Here is a 17,133-nt window from a genome sequence, read left to right on the forward strand (position 1 = left end):
ACAGATTTATGGAAATAAAAAAACGCAAATCCCCATCCTAAAAGGACGCAATTTGCGTGTTACCACCTTTGTTTAGTTACTGACAGAACTCTGTCAGTGACTTACTTGTCTTTGACGTAACGTGTCAGCGACGCTTTCTGTTATTTCCAGAAAGAAATTTCACTTGAGTTTTATCTCTTGTTACTTTGTGCGAGTGGTATTTTTAGTTTCCATCTGTAGGCTCGCATCAACCACCTACTTTCTTTAAAATTTTCACTAAAAACTTGTCTCTTCTTATATTGTAAATTTTATATAATGGTTTGTCAAGAAGAAAATTAATAATCTAACGGTGATTTTTTATCATATGGCGTATTGCAAATAATGGATGATAGATGATCATGCGTGGTCCCGAATATCTCATAATTACTCGGATTTTTTCCCTCATGTCCTTACTATAGCAATGAACTGTGCATTTTTGACAAGTTGTCTTATCTTCACCAAAACGGCAATATTTCAGCCTGAGATGAGCATAGTCATGAATTTTTTGACAATCCTCACAAAGTTCTTTTTTATACCCGTGGTTCTTCGCGCAATATAATTTAATCATGCGTGTAACGGTAGATTTTTCATATTGTATTTTTGGACCAACATTAACTTCTCTCGGCATGAAATACTCCCCTGTTTATATAAACTTAACACGTTAAGTTTTAAATATCTATTTTTATCCAATACTCTTAATTTTATCAAAAAAGCACCCATAGGTGCTAAATTTTTTGAATACTTTTGAGTAAAAATAATAAGTTTCTAATAATGCTTGAAACTGTCAATGTCTTTGTTCAATATTTTGCTTAGTTTTGTAAGCAAGAAAATCGCGCGCAACGTCCTTGTCAAAATCGTTGAGCTGTTTGATGACTTGATTTTGAATCGTTTCAATTTCGATTTTTTCAAAAGGAAGTTCAGCAATAACTTTTTCTACAACTTTTGTGACATTATTTGCTATCATGTTAGCGTGTAAAGGCTTGTCTGCATATTTTCCATTAATTGCAGCTTTAAAAACTGCCGTTTGAATACGGAAACTATCCCAATCTACGACACGTCCATTTCGTTTGATTACAACTTTATTGAGTAATTTTGGTTGCATATTTTTACCTCCAACTGATTCATTCTTAACTTTATTATATCAAAATTCTCTCTATTAGCTAAATGTATTCATCACTAAAATGATATTAAGAACTGTAATAAGCAATCCCATCAACAAAAGTAACATTTTTGTGTACCATACATTCTTATATTTGCCCATCACTTTTTTTGAACTGGTGAGGTAAATTTGTAAAAATATGGTGATTGGTAATTGAATACTTAAAAAAACCTGAGAATAAATTAAAATATCAAAAGTTGTGGTTACTAAACTAAGCACACAAATGGCAATTGTCGCAGCAACAATTGTAATCAGCACACCCAATTTACTATGTGGATCATGAATATCATAGGGTTCGCTGAAAATTCCAGCAAAAATTGAACCTCCAGCCATGCCCGCAGTCACAGATGAAGCAATCCCAGCAAAAAGAAAAGCAAGAGCAAAAATAATGGCACTAGCTGGTCCTAAAAGGGGAGTTAACATTTCCTGAGCCTGATTGATTTCTGTAACAACTTTGGGGAAGAATACAGCTGCAGCAATAATGATAATGGCACTGTTAATAACCCAACCCAAAAACATTGAAAAAAGCGTATCAAAAAATTCAAATTTTAGTTGCTTTTGAATCACAGCTTCATTTTCCAAATTCCATTGACGACTTTGGATAACCTCAGAGTGCAAAAAAAGATTATGCGGCATCACAACTGCTCCTAAAGCACTCATGATAATAGGAATTGAAGCACTACTGATTGAAGGACGAATGGTTGCTTTTGCCGCAGATAACCAATCAATATGTGGAATAATAAAAATTTCAAAAAGAAGTGCAAGACCAATCAGACTAACAAAGCCAATAATAACTTTTTCGATTTTTGAATATGAATTACTAAAAAGAAACCAAATCACAAGCCCAGCAGTAAGTATCGCTCCCAACGGAATCGGTAGCTTGAATAACATCTCCAAAGCAATCGCACCACCTAATATTTCCGCTACCGCCGTAGAAATTGATGCCAAAACTGCTGTGCTTAAAATAATTCGACTAACCACAGGTTTCAAATATTGGGTAGCATTTTCTGATAAACACTTCCCTGTAACAATACCTAAATGTGCAACATTATGCTGAAGAAAAGCAAGCATTATGGTTGATAGAGTGATAACCCAAAGCAGTTTATAGCCAAATTGTGAACCTGCGGCAAGGTTAGCCGCCCAATTCCCTGGATCAATGAAACCAACAGCAACGATTAGCCCTGGACCAACATAACGTAAAAAATCTAATGCTGGATGTCGCTTATCTCGTAAAAATTTTCTCAATTATTTTCTCACATTTTCTGTAATTCTTGTCAAATATTATAACACCTAGCGATAATAATTACAAAGTTAAAAATTAAGTAAGAAAAAAGCCATTAACTATCATAGCTAATGGCTTTTATTCAATTATTTTACAACGATAAAACGGTCAGCATCATCCATAAATGTTTTTTCACCTGCTGGTGCTTCAATTGAACCGAATACAAGTTGTCCACGGAGTTTCCAACTTGATGGAATATTCCATTCTTTAGCTACTGCTTCATCAATCAATGGATTGTAATGTTGAAGGTTAGCACCAAGTCCAAGTTCTGCAAGTGCTGTCCAAGCATTGACTGAGATAATTCCTGTGCCTTGTTCTGACCAAACTGGAAAATTATCAGCATAAAGCGCAAATTGTTCTTGAAGTCCTTTTACTACATCTTGGTCTTCAAAGAAAAGTGCTGTACCAAAAGCCGCTTTAAAGCCATCAAGTTTCGCACGTGTTCCATCCCATGCTGATTCGGGTGCACCTTGAGCTTCCATTGCTGCTTTTAGTTCTGGTGCTACGATTTCATCCCAAAGTTTGTTTTGAGCATCCCCTGTCACAATCAAAACGCGTCCTGTTTGTGAGTTGAATGCTGTTGGTGAAAGACGAACTGCTTCTTTGATTGTTTCAATTACTTTTTCTTCGTCTCCAACATTTTTTCCGAGAGCGTAGATAGTACGACGATTTTCAAGTGATTTAATAAATGACATAATGTTTGTTTCCTTTTTTTATTTTTATTGTTTACATATGTAATCTTACCACATAAATTTACAGTTGTAAATTATTTTAACTCAAAATATGAAAATTTTTTATGATTCTTCTTTTTCAACGGTAAATATATACATAAAACTCACTTCATTATGATGAAGTGAGTTTTAATCATTTGTTATTTTGTACCAAATAAACGGTCACCAGCATCACCAAGTCCAGGAACAATATAACCATGTTCATTGAGCTTCTCATCTAATGCTGCTGCATAAATTTCGATATCTGGGTGCGCTTCTTGAAGTGCTTTCACACCTTCTGGGCAGCAACAAGGCAAACAAATTTAATATTTGTTGCTTGTCGTTTTTTAAGTGAGTCCACTGCCAAAATTGCTGAACCACCTGTTGCAAGCATCGGATCTACCAAGAAGATTTGACGCTCTGCAATGTCGGTAGGAAGTTTCACCAAATACTCAACAGGTTTAAGTGTTTCTTCATCACGGTACATTCCGATATGTCCAACACGCGCAGCAGGAATAAGCTTCAAAATACCATCTACCATACCGATTCCAGCACGAAGAATTGGAACAATAGCCAATTTTTTACCTGCAATTTGTTTTACAGTTGTTTTTTGAACTGGTGTTTCAATTTCAACATCTTCAAGTGGCAAATCACGTGATACTTCGTAAGCCATGAGCATCCCAATCTCATCTACAAGTTCACGGAATTCTTTTGTTGATGCTTCTTTACGACGCAAGATTGAGAGTTTGTGTTGAATCAACGGATGTTCTACAACTTGAAATTTTGACATTTGTGCTTCCTTTCGATACTTTTCTATAAAAGTTTGTGGATAGGTGGTGTTTTAATCACACCAATTTGACATTTACTTGACTGCTTATCAATGCGTCTAAACGCATCTTTACAGTAACTATAGGGCAGATTTGTTCATTGTAGAGTGAAGAAATCTCCTTATCATCCAGTCTAAACGGGGCTTTAACTGGATAAGTTCCGCCTTATATTTTACCACTTTTTCACAAATTAGTCTAAATTTTTTAAGAGCCAGACATTCATTAGTGAATGTTCGCTTCCTTCTAAAGGTCTCTCTAAAGCCTCAAAGTGATATTTGTCATAAAGTTTCAAGGCGGTTTCGAGACTTGTATGGCTCTCAAGATAGATTTGTTTATAATATTTTTGGGCAAATGATAGTGCGGTATCCATTAATTTTTTTGACCAGCCTTGTTGCCTGATTTCGGTTGAAATATAAAGTTTCTGAAGCTCGCAAATCTCTCCGATAAATGGTGCCACGCCTACTCCTCCAAAAATATGATTATTTTCATCAGCAATCACGAAATATGCTGCATGAGCGCTTTTTCGATAAAATTCTTCTAAATGCACTAGATTGGAATCGTAGTATGCGGTTCCTGGAAGGTCAAGTCTTTCACTTTTTAAAATCTTTCGAATGAGTTGATAAAGTTGTTCATCGTCTTGAGACTGTATGGGTCTAATTTTCATGTTTTTTAACTTAGTAAGTATTGCTATTTTTTTAGGCAGTAAAATGAGAAACAGTGGCTCCGTTTCACTATCCTGTCCGTTTTTTTAGTGCTACCTATTCGCAGTGGAATTTTTACTTTCGTTTCTTTTTAAGACTAACTTAATCAGGAATGGTGCAATCAAAGTCGCTAGGATAATGACGATGACAAGCTCAGAATAAACTTCATCTGTTACAATGCTACTTGCTAAACCTATTTGAGCAACAATCAATGCCATCTCCCCTCGTGAAATCATCCCTGTACCAATCAAAAGACTTTCATTTGTGGTCAATTGACTTGATTTTCCAACGAAATAGGCAGGAAGAAATTTTGTCAAAATCGCTAAAATAGTAAATAGGATAATTATCCAAGGATGATGAATTAGACTATCAAATTGTACTGAAAGTGCGATTGAAACAAAGAAAACTGGAATAAAAATCACATAACCAATCGCTGATGTATACTCTTCAATTTTATGGCTCACTTCGGTCTGAGAAATCGCAAGTCCTGCAAAGAAGCTACCGATAACTGCTGACATTCCTACACTATCTGCTAAAAGACTCAAACCTAAGCAAATAATCAGTGCAACTGTTGTATTTTTAACTGCGATAGGTAGTTTTTCAACAAACTTCCAAAGTTTTGGAATAAGTTTGTGAACAACAAAGAGGAAAACAAAAAAGAGAATTTCTAATAAAAACTGAAATAGAAGCTGTGTACCCGAACCACCATTTTTGAAACTTGTAAAAATGGACAAGACTAAAACAGCTAAGATATCATCAACTACTGCTGCTCCGAGAATGATTGAGCCTGCTCGTGTACTAAGTTTACCATACTCTTGAAGGACCTCAACGGTAATTGAAACCGAAGTTGCCGCAAAAACAATTCCGTAGAAGAAGCTCGTTGAAAAACCATAACCGAGCCCTGCAGCAACTAAAGCAAAAACAATAAGAGGGACTGCGACTCCTCCTATTGCAACAAGCATTGAGGCTTTGAAATTCTTTTTGAGCACTGTCAAATCGCTCTCAAGACCAGCTAAAAACATCAGCAAAATAACACCAATCTCCGACATCACTTCGATAACATGACCGCCGTGAATCCAACCTAAAATGGATGGGGCAAGTAGGATACCGATTAGCATTTGTCCCACAACAGCAGGAATTTTCAAACGTCTTGAAAGAAGCGTTGCGATGAGAGAAGCGACGAGGATAATCGTAAGTTGTAAAATATCATTCATCTCTTAATTTTAACATAATTTTTTTAGAGCTAAACAAGTTATCCACAGAAATCGTTAAAATACAAACGCTTTCACGATTCGTTCTGTTGCTTCTTTGATTATTTCAAATGGTGCTGCTGCATTGAGCCTTGCATGAAGCGTTCCTTCGGTTCCAAAGGAATTTCCTTTATTGAGAATGACTTTTGCTTGATCATGTAATTTTTCTTGAAGCTCTGTTTCTGTCAGCGGATACTCTGAGAAATCCAGCCAAATCAGATAAGTTCCTTGTGGTTTCATTACTTTAATTTTTGTTTTTTCTGTCAGTACTGACAGAATGTAATTAACGTTATTTTCAAGCACTTCCTTTAGTTCTGACAGCCATTCGGCACCATTTGTCAGTGCTGCTTGCGTTGTCATCATCCCCAAAGTATTAATTTCATGTTGGTTATTAGAAAGTCTTTTTGCCATAAACTTCTCGCGTAAATCTTTGTTTTCGATGATAGCAAAAGAGCATTTCGTTCCTGCAATATTAAAAGTTTTAGTCGCTGATGATAAAATAATAGTAAATTTCTTAAATTCTGGTGAGAGGGTATTGAAGCTATGATGAACATTGCCAAATAGTACTAAATCCTGATGAATTTCATCCGACACTAAAATCACATGATGCTTTTGACAAAGTTCCCCAATTTTTTGAAGTTCATCTTTTCGCCAAACTCGTCCCCTGGATTATGGGGTTGCAAAGAATATAGAGTTTAACTTCATGGTCAACAATATCTCGTTCTAATTGTTCAAAATCAATGACAAACTCACCATTAATCTCTGTCAGTGAATTTTCGACTAATTGGCGTTGATTAAGTTTCACTGTTCTTGCAAAAGGAGGATAAACAGGTGTATTAATCAGTACTGCGTCATTTTCCTTAGTCAATGCCTGAACCGCAATGCCAATCGCTGGAACGACACCATCAGCAAGAACGATAGCTTCTTTTGGAAAATCATAGCCGTGTTGTGTACTTTCCCACTGCTGAATGGATATAAGCAATTGCTCTGGTACGTAGGAGTAACCGTAAACACCATAATCTGCATATTCGTGAATAGCTTCTGTTATTTTTGGTAGAGCGATAAAATCCATGTCTGCCACCCACAAAGGCAGACGTTCTTCATCTTTTTCAACCTCTCTCCATTTGACAGAGTGGTGGTTCAAACGATTGGGTACTGTTGTAAAATCATATTTTGTCATTTTATTTTAACTTTCTCATTTTTTATCATTTTCGCATCTTTGGCACTCGAATGTTCAATCTGTCTCTCCACGCTTTACTCCGTTGTTCGTTTGCTTACCATCTGGCATCAGCTTTGCTCATTTACAGCCAATGTTCAAAATATTCCGCTCCTTAACAATTCGTAAATGTAAAGCATCAATGATTATCCTATAAATTTGGAATCTCAAATCGCAAGTTGATTCGTCATACTGACAGATTTTTGTCATTTTTCCAAAGCTTGCTCAAGGTCTGCAATCAAATCGCTGACATCTTCAATCCCAATTGATAAGCGTAACAAATCATTAGTCAGACCGTAACTCACACGAATTTCTTCTGGAATATCATGATGAGTCTGAGTCGCAGGATAAGTAATCAAACTCTCAACTCCACCCAAACTTTCTGCAAATGTAAAAACTTTCAGGCGATTTAAAATCTGTGGAATCTGTTTTTCATCCCTTACTTTAAGTGAAATCATCCCTCCTTTTCCAGAATAAATGACTTCCTTTACTGACGGATTTTCTGTCAGCGCTGATACAATCTTGCGTGCATTGTCAGTAGCTCTCTCCACACGTAAACTCAATGTTTTCAACCCTCTCAACACCAAATAACTGTCAAATGGTGACAAAACTGCCCCCGTTGTATTGAGATGATGGAGTAATTTCTCATACAACAACTCATCTCGAACAATCACAGCCCCTGCCAAAACATCGTTATGCCCGCCAAATATTTAGTTGCAGAATGAATGACCAAATCCGCTCCAAGCTCCAATGGACGCTGATAAATAGGAGTATAAAATGTATTATCTACGAGAACTTTTGCGCCATTTTCCTGCGCTTTATCAGCTATTTTTTCAATATCAAATTCAACCATCATTGGATTTGTTGGTGTTTCAATATAGACAATATCTGTTTCTTTCGTGATTAAATTTATCATTTCTTGCTCATCATTAGCATAAGAAAATGAGAATCTTCCTTGAGCTTCCTGTTCATCAAACCAGCGGAATGAACCGCCATACAAATCTCGACTTGCTACGACTTTGCTTCCTACAGGAAAAATTTCCAAAGCAAGAACAACAGCCGACATTCCTGATGATGTCGCCAAAGCATATTGACCTGACTCAATAGCTGCTAAGGCTTCCTCCAAATTCGCACGAGTCGGATTTTTTGTTCTTGTATAGTCAAAACCAGTTGATTTGCCAAATTCAGGATGTTGATAGGTCGTTGAAAAATGCAGCGGACTAACCAAGGCTCCTGTAATTTTATCTTGTCGATTTCCAGCTTGTGCTAAAATTGTGTCTAATTTTTTACTCATACATTTTCTCTCATTTCTAATAAAACAGCATTAATTCTCATGATTATTAAAATCATAATCTGCTTCCAGATGCTTACTCAGCCGTTCAACAACATAAGGGTTTCCTTGATATACCGCATAGTTAAGCCAGTTAGAAAAGAACAATGATGCTGCAGATGACCAAGTCATTCGAGGTTGCTTTGTGTCGTCATCTTCTGGAAAATAATTTTCAGGAAAATCTGGCTCCAGACCCGCAGCCTTATCTCGATGATATTCCCACGATAATGTCTCTCTATCATACTCTAAATGCCCAAAAAGATAAACTTCTCTTAAGTTACTCTTTGTCAGCACTGACAAACCTGTATCATGAGCTTTTGATAATATTTCAAAATCTGTCAGTGCTGACAGAGCCGCTTCATCAGAAGCTGTATATCGTGAATGAGGACAAAAGAAGCTGTCATTGAAGCCTCTAAAAAGTGGATGCTTAGGATTCTCAACAGAATTCTCATAAATTCCACATAACTTTCTGGATAAATCAACTTTCTCTATCCCATAACGCGCATAAAGTCCTGCTTGAGCTCCCCAGCAAATATGCAAAGTTGAGTAAACATGACTCTTACTCCAATCCATGATTTCAAGAAACTCTTCCCAGTAATCGACCTCTTCAAACTCTAACTGCTCCACAGGAGCTCCCGTCACAATCATACCATCGTAAAAGTGTGCCCTAACTTCATCAAAAGACTTATAAAAACTATCTAAATGATGCTGTTGCGTATTCTTCACCTCATGTGTCGCAGTATATAAAAAGTCTACATCAATTTGAAGCGGAGTATTTGATAAGAGACGCAGAAGTTGAGTTTCTGTTACCGTTTTTCTAGGCATCAAATTAACCACTAACAAATTCAACGGACGAATATTCTGACTTCGCGCTCGCTCACTATCCATTACAAAAATATTATCTGCCCGCAAATCTTCTATCGCGGGCAGATTTTTTATCACTTTTACTGGCATAATTCCCCTAAATCTCTCATTATTTTTATCAAAACAAGTGCGTGCTAATACTCCGACCTCTTAGGTCGGAGATAAAGCAGCACTAAGCTTTGAATTTCGTCCGACTAAATTCAGTGGTAAATCGAAACTCCCACTGAATAAGTCTTGACTTCATAATTAGATTTAATTATAGCCCTTCAAAACCTATTTTCAATAGTTTGGCAATATAATTCCATGATGATGAGATTTAAAAATTTTATGAGAAAGAATCGTCAGCACACTGACAGACAATTTTACAAACAAAAACTCTGTCAGTTCAATGCTCACCTTAATCGCATTGAACTGACAGAGTTTTATTTCATTGATACCGTTTTTCCAAATACTTAAACATTGGATGTGGCATCGGTAAATTCTGAATTGCTTCACCAAAAGGTTTGCTAATAATTTCATCCGTACGCTTTTCAATCAGTTTAACAGCAAACTCTGGGTCAATCAAAAGTTGCTGACCAATTGCGGCAAGTTCCGCATTTTCAAGTAAGCCCTCCACATCTTCAAGGCTTCTCACACCTCCGACACCAATCAACGGTATTCTTCCCTCCAAAGCATCATGAATATAAGCTAGTTCTGATTTATCCTGATAATTTTCATCATTTGACTTACGTCCAAAATGTTTCAAAGAAATATGTAAATAATCTAATTCTTTCTCTTTTAAAGTTTCTAAAAACCAGAGTGTGTCTTCAAATCTAATCCCAGGTTCTGTTATCTCCACAGGAGATAAACGATAACCAACCGCAAAAGGTCTGTCAGCGATTTCTTTTACTTCCCTCAATACTCTATCAATCACTGCTAACGGAAATTTTGCTCTATTTTCTAAACTTCCTCCCCATTCATCCGTCCGACGATTAGAATGTGGTGAGAAAAATTGTTGCAACAAATAAGTATTTGCACCATGAATTTCAACTCCATCAAATCCCGCAGCAATTGCTCTTCTTGTTGCTTGACCAAACGCCTCAATAATTTCTTCAATCTCAAAATTATCCAGCTCACGTGGCTGTTCTGCATTTGGACTTTCTGCTGCAAAAGCCGATGCAGAAACGGGCTGTTCACCGATTGTTTTCTGAGAAGTCATCCGTCCAGCATGAAAAATCTGCAAAATTGCTTTCGTCCCCGATTGATGAACTCCTTTAGAAAGTTGAGTCAAAGCCCCAATCGCTTCATCCGTAGCAATAGTCAACTCTCCGGGCCATCCCTTACCATTATCAGTAACATTAGCTGTTCCTGTAATTACTGCTCCTAACCCTTTACTTCTCATTGCGTAGTGCTGTATTTCTTCTTTTGTCACCGTACCATCGTGAAAACTTGACACAATAGTCATTGGTGCCATAACCAATCTATTTCTTAAAACAACACCTGAGCGCAGTGCCAGTGGTTCATTAAATTTCATTTGACTTTTCCTCTTTATTTCAATATTTTTCTTTTATTCTTGAAATAATTTTTTCATAAATTATTTTCATTTCGGGTTCAGACGATTTTTCAACAAATTCATCAATTGGAATCCATGCGATACCTGCAGTTTCTGCCTCATTTTTATGCAACAGCGCCTTCTCATTCGCTTCAAACAAAAATGTTACATTAAGGTGGATATGCGCTGATACATAACCATGTGTCCGATGAAAATGTCCAGCAACTGGTCCATTTTCTATTGAAATCGGCTGCTCAGATAATATCTTTAATTCTGATAAACCACTCTCCTCACGCACTTCTTTTTGTGCTACTCTCAACAAATTCGCATCACCATCAGCATGACCTCCCATCCAGCCCCAGCTTTGATAAATCTTGTGAAATATGCCCAATATCTTATCATGCTTTTCATTCAAAACAAACGCACTCGCTGTAAAATGAGCAATCGAATCCCTCGTCAAGTTTCGCGAATCTTTTGCGGACTCACGAAATACTTTCAAATCAGAAATTTCCTGCTCACCTCGTGGAACATAATTTTCTAACAAAACTTGTAATTCAGTTTTCATTTTTTCTCCAAATCTTATGACAATCTATTATAAAAAAATAACAACAGCACTCATTAAAATTAATGAGACAAACATTGATAAGCTAATCGCCAATCCTGCCGTTCCCCTATCATTACCAAATTCTGTTGCCTGTAGCATATGCAAAAATGACATTGGGCAAAAAAAGATAAGAAGTAATACTACTTTTACCAAATGAGGAAAAGGTAAGAAAAGATAGGTTATTATTGAAAGAACAGCCGCCAAAATATAACGCCAAAATAAAATCTTCAAAACTAATCCAAATTTTCCTTGAGGAAGTTTAAACTCCATAAATAAACCTATCGTAAAAATCGAAAGCAAGGTGTTTGCATTTGCCATCGGCTGAATAGGAATAAGCCATTTCTCAGGAAAACTCAAACCAAATATCGCAAGAATAAACATCAAAACATAAACAACAAAGGGAGGATTTCTAAATAAAACTCCAAGCACCTCACGTAAAATAAATCCATGTTTATTTTTTTTACTTGTAGATTCAACAATCGCCTGTGTTGCCCCTGTCACCATAAAGGAGTTTCCCATATCAAACATAGCCAGAAAAGGAATAGCGGCTGGAAAAAAATTGCTTACAAACGGAATAGAGAAATTTCCGATATTATAGCCCGACAAGTCAAACATATACAAGCCTCTTTCTTCTATGCTTGATTTTCGACCTAAAAATTTACCAATAAAAATTAGAACAAGGTTAGAACATACTCCCATGACCATAAGTATGAAGTACAAACTTGAAAGTTTAGTATTGTTCACACCTAGCAAGATTGTCGCAGGTAGGGTAACATAAACCACTATTTTCGAAACAAGAGCCCCATCTTTTTGTTGAACCAGACCAATTTTTTTTAGCACAATAGCAAGAATTAGCACAAGCAAAATACTAAGCGCATTTAAAATAATAGTTGTCATTTTCTCCCATTCTGTTGGTGTTTTATACTTTATTAATTTTTACATTTTTCTTAATTCTATCATTTTTTAAGCTATTTGTTTTCTTGGGAAATTCTGACCTTCATTTACCTTATTCATTTACCTTTGGCAGAGATAGCACATACTTGTTAAGTTAAATCCTAACATTAAGATTCATTGTAAATAAACCGTGATACAAAAACTCTTGGTTTATTTCACATTCTAGATGAAATGAAGGTTTTTAATGAACTAACGAATGATTATTGTGATTGCTTGGAGAAAGTTAGAAAATGGCGAGGGCTGACTTATAAAGAAATTGCTGAGGAAATCCCAATGGATGAAAAATCAATACGCCGTATCTTTCACGGAGAAACGACAGCGAAGATAGAGAATTTAGTTTGTATTTGCCTAGTCCTCCATCTGCCCTATGAAAATATCATAACATCAAAGTCCAATCATCAAAGGTATCATTTTGCGCTAATGTACTATCATGGCAATACGCTGGACGAAACGCGACGCTTATTAAAGCTTCAAGGGGTAACAATATAAGCGCTGAAATTTTAATAGGAACTGTTCTTCTATTCTGAAGAGTGTGGACTTTGCATATTGTATTCGGTTTCAACCTGTTAGTGCTAAAATAGGTTTTGTAAAAAGGTTAACAAATTTTATTTATATAGGAGGATTCAGAAATGGATCAGATGGTGTTAGCTACGCAACAATGGCTGAATACAACTTACGGAAACGTGAGTGGCTTTACGCAAGTTCCAGAGGATGGGCAAACAGGCTAGCCGACAATTTACGGTTTGATTGAAGGACTGCAGCACGAACTGGGCATCACAAGTTTGGTTGAAAACTTTGGAGCAACAACAGCTTCTCTGTACGACCAAAAAGTGACGCCAAATTCAAAGCAGGATATACGAGTAATTACGTTTATCTTATCCAAGGTGCTTTTTGGTGCAAAGGAATAAATCCAGTAGAATTTAATGGAATTTTTTCTGAAAACACAACGACTGCGATTGAAGCGCTCCAAACAGATGCAGGCTTCCCTGAGACAGATGGTGTTTTGGATTCCATGTGGGCGAAAGCTTTATTTGATATGAGCGCCTTTGTTTTGGTCCCTGGTGGTGCTGAAACGATTCGGGAAATGCAACAATGGTTGAACGTGAACTACAATGAGTATTTTGGAATCATGCCTTGTGATGGGATTTATCAGCGCGATACGAATACAGCATTGATTTATGCCCTTCAAGCAGAGGAAGGCTTGGGAGTGGGGACAGCTAACGGTGCCTATGGTCCGACAACTACAGCCGATACACCAACCTTATCTATTGGAGCATCGGGAAATTTTGTAGAAATCTTACAATATGCACTTTATGTGAATGGTTTCTATCAGTCAGGACCGTTTGATGGAAACTATACTCAAGCTGTTGCAGATGCGGTAAGTGCTTTCCAAAAATTTATGGTTATTCCTGTTACTGGTACCGCAAATGTCACAACATTCAAGGCCTTGCTATCTAGTGCTGGAGATACTAATCGTTCTGCAACAGGAGCAGACACTGCAACTCAGCTTTCTTCTGCGCAGATTCAAACTTTGGCTAACTTTGGAGTAAAATATATCGGACGCTACCTGACAGGAACAGTAGGTTCAGCTAACACACCTAAAAATTTGACGGTCTCTGAAGCCACAGCTATTACGGCTGCGGGAATTTCTATTTTCCCGATTTACGAGGATGGCGGTTATGTGTTGACTTATTTCACTGCGGCACAAGGTTTGACCGATGGGGATGCGGCTGGTATTGCCGCTCGTAATCTTGGAATTCCTGCTAATACAGTCATCTACTTTGCTGTGGATGTGGATATCGAAGATGGAGATATTGACGGAACAGTCATTCCTTATTTTGCTAGTGTACAATCCGAATTAGCAAATTATGGCTACCAAGTTGGTGTTTATGGCACGCGAAATGTCTGTGCGCGTGTAAGTAATGCAGGTTATGCCAACTTTGCTTTTGTTGCGGATATGTCCACAGGCTGGTCAGGAAATCTTGGCTTTGCGATGCCACAAAATTGGGCATTTGATCAGTTTTGTGAATTTACGTTAGGCTCTGGAAGTGGGGCTGTGGATATTGACCAAGATGCAGTTTCAGGTAGAGATACTGGCTTTAATACACTTGTGTCAGATATTCCAAGCGATATTTTACAAAAGATAGGTCAGATTGGGAATTTATTACCTACGCTTTCTGATGCCGCTAAAATTACGGTTTCACTAGACAAAGAATTTAAGTTTTCAGCCCCTGGTTATGATATTTATTCTAAATTGACCTTAAGCACTAGTGTTGGAGAAGGCGATAACGTTACCACTTTTGATATTTCAGATGGAGCAATCAACGCGACTTTCACTAATACCCTGTTCAATTTATATGATTTCACTCAATTAGATTCTACAAAGCAGGCGGGAACTCTTTTTAACGAACTAGGAAACTCTATACAAAATGGAAGTCTCAATGTTGGAATTGCCACTGAACATTCTGATGAAGAAGCAGGAAATATTGGGATTCAAATGACTTATACTTTTAAAGCTGATGAAGTTGAAGATGGTCCAGAGGTGGAATATGAATGGGAAGTCCAAGTTTACTACAATAAACCTGTGATAGCAGCTAAAAACGCTGATGGATACTCTTCGCTTGCTCAAGTTGTTGCAAACTGCGCAGTGACAGTTGCTGGTTCGGTAAAACTTGCACATATCTATGCTGTAATGAATGAAACTGTCCCTGGGACAGAGTGGGTTGATGATGATGCAGAAGAAGTATTACCAGTTCTTCAAAATATCGCCCCTTTTTTGAGCAATTTGCATAGTGTTCAAAAATAGATGTATGCAGTGTAAATGAATAATAAGCATTAAAGTGTTAAAATAGTGGAGAACTTGAATTGAAGTGAGGTAATTTAAGAATTTGAAAAAAGCAATATTAAAGATGATTGCTAACTGGAGAAGATTTAGATATGACAAGGCAAAAACGATTTACGTTGGAAAGTTTAAAGTCATCATTCTTAACCCTTTGAATAAAAAAATAGATTACACAATAAATGGAGCAAATATTACCATTAATGATACGCTTTTTTTGATAGACAGCATAACGATGATAACGATTGATCAGTTAGGCACTGCTCAACTTGTTAGCAAGCAGTACAAAATTGGTAAATTTGATGTCGTAGTTTCCACTTCTTCTGGAGAAGAAATGACCGTTAAATTATCAAACGATGACGAAATTATGGTAAACGAGAAAAAGTTTATCATTTCAAAAGATACTTTGATTAAAATAGAAAATGAGCAAACTTCTGTTCATTTTCCTGACTTTAATCTTTCTTGGTTAAAGATATTCTCATCTGTCCGAAAAATTGCTAAACTTGAAATTAAGCATGCTCCTAGGACAATTAGGCTCGTTTATCTAATTATTTCAAGTCTATTGACTCTCGTTATTGTTTACATTGTCGTCTCTTTTATTTTTAGAATACTATTTGCACAATAAACCAAAAATAGATGCATTTATAATGGTCTCCAAAGTTAAAAAAATAGGATTACGTATAGAAGACTGTTAAAAAAGAAAGTTCTCAGACTCATCGTTCGTATCCGTCAATTTACATTTCATAGCAGAAATTGTCATAAGAAAAATAGGAAAGTATGCCATTAGAGTTAGAATCTTTAATGGCATTTTATATTCCTACTTAATTTCGATGATATATTCGCAAGAAAATTTTCCTTCTGGCGCAAGTTCATTGATTCCAAATTTTGTTGTCAAATCACCATCTGTATTTTCATCATCAGCAATCCCACACCAGGGTTCTATGCAGACAAATGGCGCTTCAGCAGGATAAGGTGACCACAATCCAAAATAGGGCATATTTTTCCATGTTACAGTGACACTATGCTCATCAAGGTCATTCGTCAATGAGACTTTCATCTCATCTGAAGAAGTATAAACCAAAGCATCTTGGTCAAAAAGTTGATGTGTCAATGGAAGTTCAGAAACGTCTACTTCAGATTTTTCATCTAATTTTAACGTGCCCGATGCTGGATTAAGAGGGATAAATATTCTCTTTTCATTTGGTGAAATCGTCAAAGTATAATCTTCAAATGAGCCATTTTTTAAAGGAACATTAAAAGCTGGATGAGCTCCAACACCAAAATTCAGAAATTTTTCATCGTCATTTTTTACTTCATAACGAATTTTAATCTTGTTTGCATTGAGTGTGTAAGAAACTCGGAAAGTAAATTTAAAAGGGTAATGTAATAAGCTTTCTTCTGATTGGCACAGTTCATAGATAAGTTCATCGTCATCTTCTTTCACCAGCTTAAACTCACTATCACGCGCAAATCCATGTCCACCCATTTTGTAAGTTTCTTCTCCATAATGATATTCCCCATTTTTCAGCTTACCAACGATAGGAAAAAGAACTGGGCATGGCGTGCCCAGAAATTTTGGTCTGCTTGCCAAAGGTATTCAATATCATTAGATTTGATAGAGTTCAATTCCGCACCAAAACTATCAATAACAACTGTAAGTTGGCTGTTTCGCAAAGTATTTTTCATCAAATTCTCCTCAACTCTGTTTTCATGCCTTTATTTTATCATTTTTTTCCTTGAAAGACTTGCACGATAGGGAAGTGCTTTGAAGTGATTACTTCATCAGTGGAAGATTCTTTCTCTCCCACTGATGTTAGTAGAACGAAAGCAAAGCTTAGTGCTGCTTAT

15 protein-coding genes and 5 pseudogenes are annotated in these 17,133 nt (G+C 36.6%); 6 read left to right on the forward strand and 14 right to left on the reverse strand.

The window, feature by feature from the left end; genetic code table 11:
* Nucleotides 1-322 precede the first annotated feature (322 nt).
* The 10 genes and pseudogenes from FLP15_RS00165 to FLP15_RS00210 form a co-directional block, all read right to left on the reverse strand.
* On the reverse strand, nt 323-646 hold the full coding sequence (locus tag FLP15_RS00165; RefSeq protein ID WP_142765538.1) for a nitrous oxide-stimulated promoter family protein: 324 nt from the start codon (nt 644-646) through the stop codon (nt 323-325).
* 156 nt (nt 647-802) lie between these two features.
* Nucleotides 803-1,120 carry an ATP cone domain-containing protein gene (locus FLP15_RS00170; RefSeq protein WP_142765539.1) on the reverse strand — a complete coding sequence of 106 codons (318 nt, stop codon included), beginning with the start codon at nt 1,118-1,120 and terminating at the stop codon, nt 803-805.
* Nucleotides 1,121-1,174: 54 nt separating this feature from the next.
* On the reverse strand, nt 1,175-2,422 hold the full coding sequence (locus tag FLP15_RS00175) for an Nramp family divalent metal transporter (RefSeq protein WP_142765540.1): 1,248 nt from the start codon (nt 2,420-2,422) through the stop codon (nt 1,175-1,177).
* 123 nt (nt 2,423-2,545) lie between these two features.
* Nucleotides 2,546-3,154, reverse strand: coding sequence for a nitroreductase family protein (locus tag FLP15_RS00180; protein WP_142765541.1), 609 nt, complete (start codon nt 3,152-3,154; stop codon nt 2,546-2,548).
* Nucleotides 3,155-3,330: 176 nt separating this feature from the next.
* Nucleotides 3,331-3,959, reverse strand: a pseudogene (gene upp, locus FLP15_RS00185) (uracil phosphoribosyltransferase).
* Nucleotides 3,960-4,186: 227 nt separating this feature from the next.
* Nucleotides 4,187-4,660: a GNAT family N-acetyltransferase gene (locus FLP15_RS00190; RefSeq protein ID WP_142765542.1), complete on the reverse strand. Its 474-nt coding sequence runs from the start codon at nt 4,658-4,660 to the stop codon at nt 4,187-4,189.
* 90 nt (nt 4,661-4,750) lie between these two features.
* Nucleotides 4,751-5,911 (reverse strand): cation:proton antiporter, encoded by a 1,161-nt coding sequence (locus tag FLP15_RS00195; protein ID WP_142765543.1) that lies wholly within the window; start codon nt 5,909-5,911, stop codon nt 4,751-4,753.
* A gap of 54 nt (nt 5,912-5,965) precedes the next feature.
* Nucleotides 5,966-7,127, reverse strand: a pseudogene (locus FLP15_RS00200) (MalY/PatB family protein).
* A gap of 242 nt (nt 7,128-7,369) precedes the next feature.
* Nucleotides 7,370-8,457: pseudogene (locus FLP15_RS00205) on the reverse strand (cystathionine gamma-synthase).
* 30 nt (nt 8,458-8,487) lie between these two features.
* Complete coding sequence (locus FLP15_RS00210; RefSeq protein WP_142765544.1) at nt 8,488-9,447, reverse strand: homoserine O-succinyltransferase; 960 nt, start codon at nt 9,445-9,447, stop codon at nt 8,488-8,490.
* A gap of 237 nt (nt 9,448-9,684) precedes the next feature.
* Between FLP15_RS00210 and FLP15_RS13515 the strand changes: the two genes are divergently transcribed.
* Entirely contained in the window at nt 9,685-9,813 is a 129-nt protein-coding gene (locus FLP15_RS13515; protein ID WP_280954078.1) for a hypothetical protein, read from the forward strand.
* On the opposite strand, the gene FLP15_RS00215 is transcribed toward FLP15_RS13515, so the two are convergent.
* From FLP15_RS00215 to FLP15_RS00225, 3 genes are read right to left on the reverse strand one after another with little or no spacing between them, the layout of a single operon-like run.
* The gene (locus FLP15_RS00215) at nt 9,785-10,870 is read right to left on the reverse strand and encodes an NADH-dependent flavin oxidoreductase (protein ID WP_142765545.1); all 1,086 of its coding nucleotides are present in this window, start codon (nt 10,868-10,870) and stop codon (nt 9,785-9,787) included. The two genes, FLP15_RS13515 and FLP15_RS00215, sit on opposite strands and share 29 nt — an antisense overlap.
* A gap of 19 nt (nt 10,871-10,889) precedes the next feature.
* Nucleotides 10,890-11,453 carry an NUDIX hydrolase gene (locus FLP15_RS00220; RefSeq protein ID WP_142765546.1) on the reverse strand — a complete coding sequence of 188 codons (564 nt, stop codon included), beginning with the start codon at nt 11,451-11,453 and terminating at the stop codon, nt 10,890-10,892.
* Nucleotides 11,454-11,480: 27 nt separating this feature from the next.
* On the reverse strand, nt 11,481-12,389 hold the full coding sequence (locus FLP15_RS00225) for an AEC family transporter (RefSeq protein ID WP_142765547.1): 909 nt from the start codon (nt 12,387-12,389) through the stop codon (nt 11,481-11,483).
* Between the two features lie 228 nt (nt 12,390-12,617).
* Here FLP15_RS00225 and FLP15_RS00230 point away from each other — a divergent pair, with 228 nt between their 5' ends.
* From FLP15_RS00230 to FLP15_RS00240, 5 genes and pseudogenes are all read left to right on the forward strand, one after another.
* Entirely contained in the window at nt 12,618-12,935 is a 318-nt protein-coding gene (locus FLP15_RS00230) for a helix-turn-helix domain-containing protein (RefSeq protein WP_142765548.1), read from the forward strand.
* 254 nt (nt 12,936-13,189) lie between these two features.
* Nucleotides 13,190-13,354 carry a hypothetical protein gene (locus FLP15_RS12865; protein ID WP_223804660.1) on the forward strand — a complete coding sequence of 55 codons (165 nt, stop codon included), beginning with the start codon at nt 13,190-13,192 and terminating at the stop codon, nt 13,352-13,354.
* Nucleotides 13,351-13,413 (forward strand): annotated as a pseudogene (locus FLP15_RS13765) (hypothetical protein); the annotation flags it as partial. The gene FLP15_RS12865 and the pseudogene FLP15_RS13765, both read left to right, overlap by 4 nt.
* A gap of 45 nt (nt 13,414-13,458) precedes the next feature.
* The gene (locus FLP15_RS00235) at nt 13,459-15,252 is read left to right on the forward strand and encodes a glycoside hydrolase domain-containing protein (RefSeq protein WP_142765549.1); all 1,794 of its coding nucleotides are present in this window, start codon (nt 13,459-13,461) and stop codon (nt 15,250-15,252) included.
* A gap of 82 nt (nt 15,253-15,334) precedes the next feature.
* Nucleotides 15,335-15,910 (forward strand): hypothetical protein, encoded by a 576-nt coding sequence (locus tag FLP15_RS00240; protein WP_142765550.1) that lies wholly within the window; start codon nt 15,335-15,337, stop codon nt 15,908-15,910.
* A 192-nt stretch (nt 15,911-16,102) separates the two neighbouring features.
* Here FLP15_RS00240 and FLP15_RS00245 read toward each other — a convergent pair.
* Nucleotides 16,103-16,971: pseudogene (locus FLP15_RS00245) on the reverse strand (aldose 1-epimerase family protein).
* Nucleotides 16,972-17,133 lie beyond the last annotated feature (162 nt).

Origin of the sequence: Lactococcus protaetiae (assembly GCF_006965445.1) — a bacterium.
GTDB lineage: Bacteria > Bacillota > Bacilli > Lactobacillales > Streptococcaceae > Lactococcus > Lactococcus protaetiae.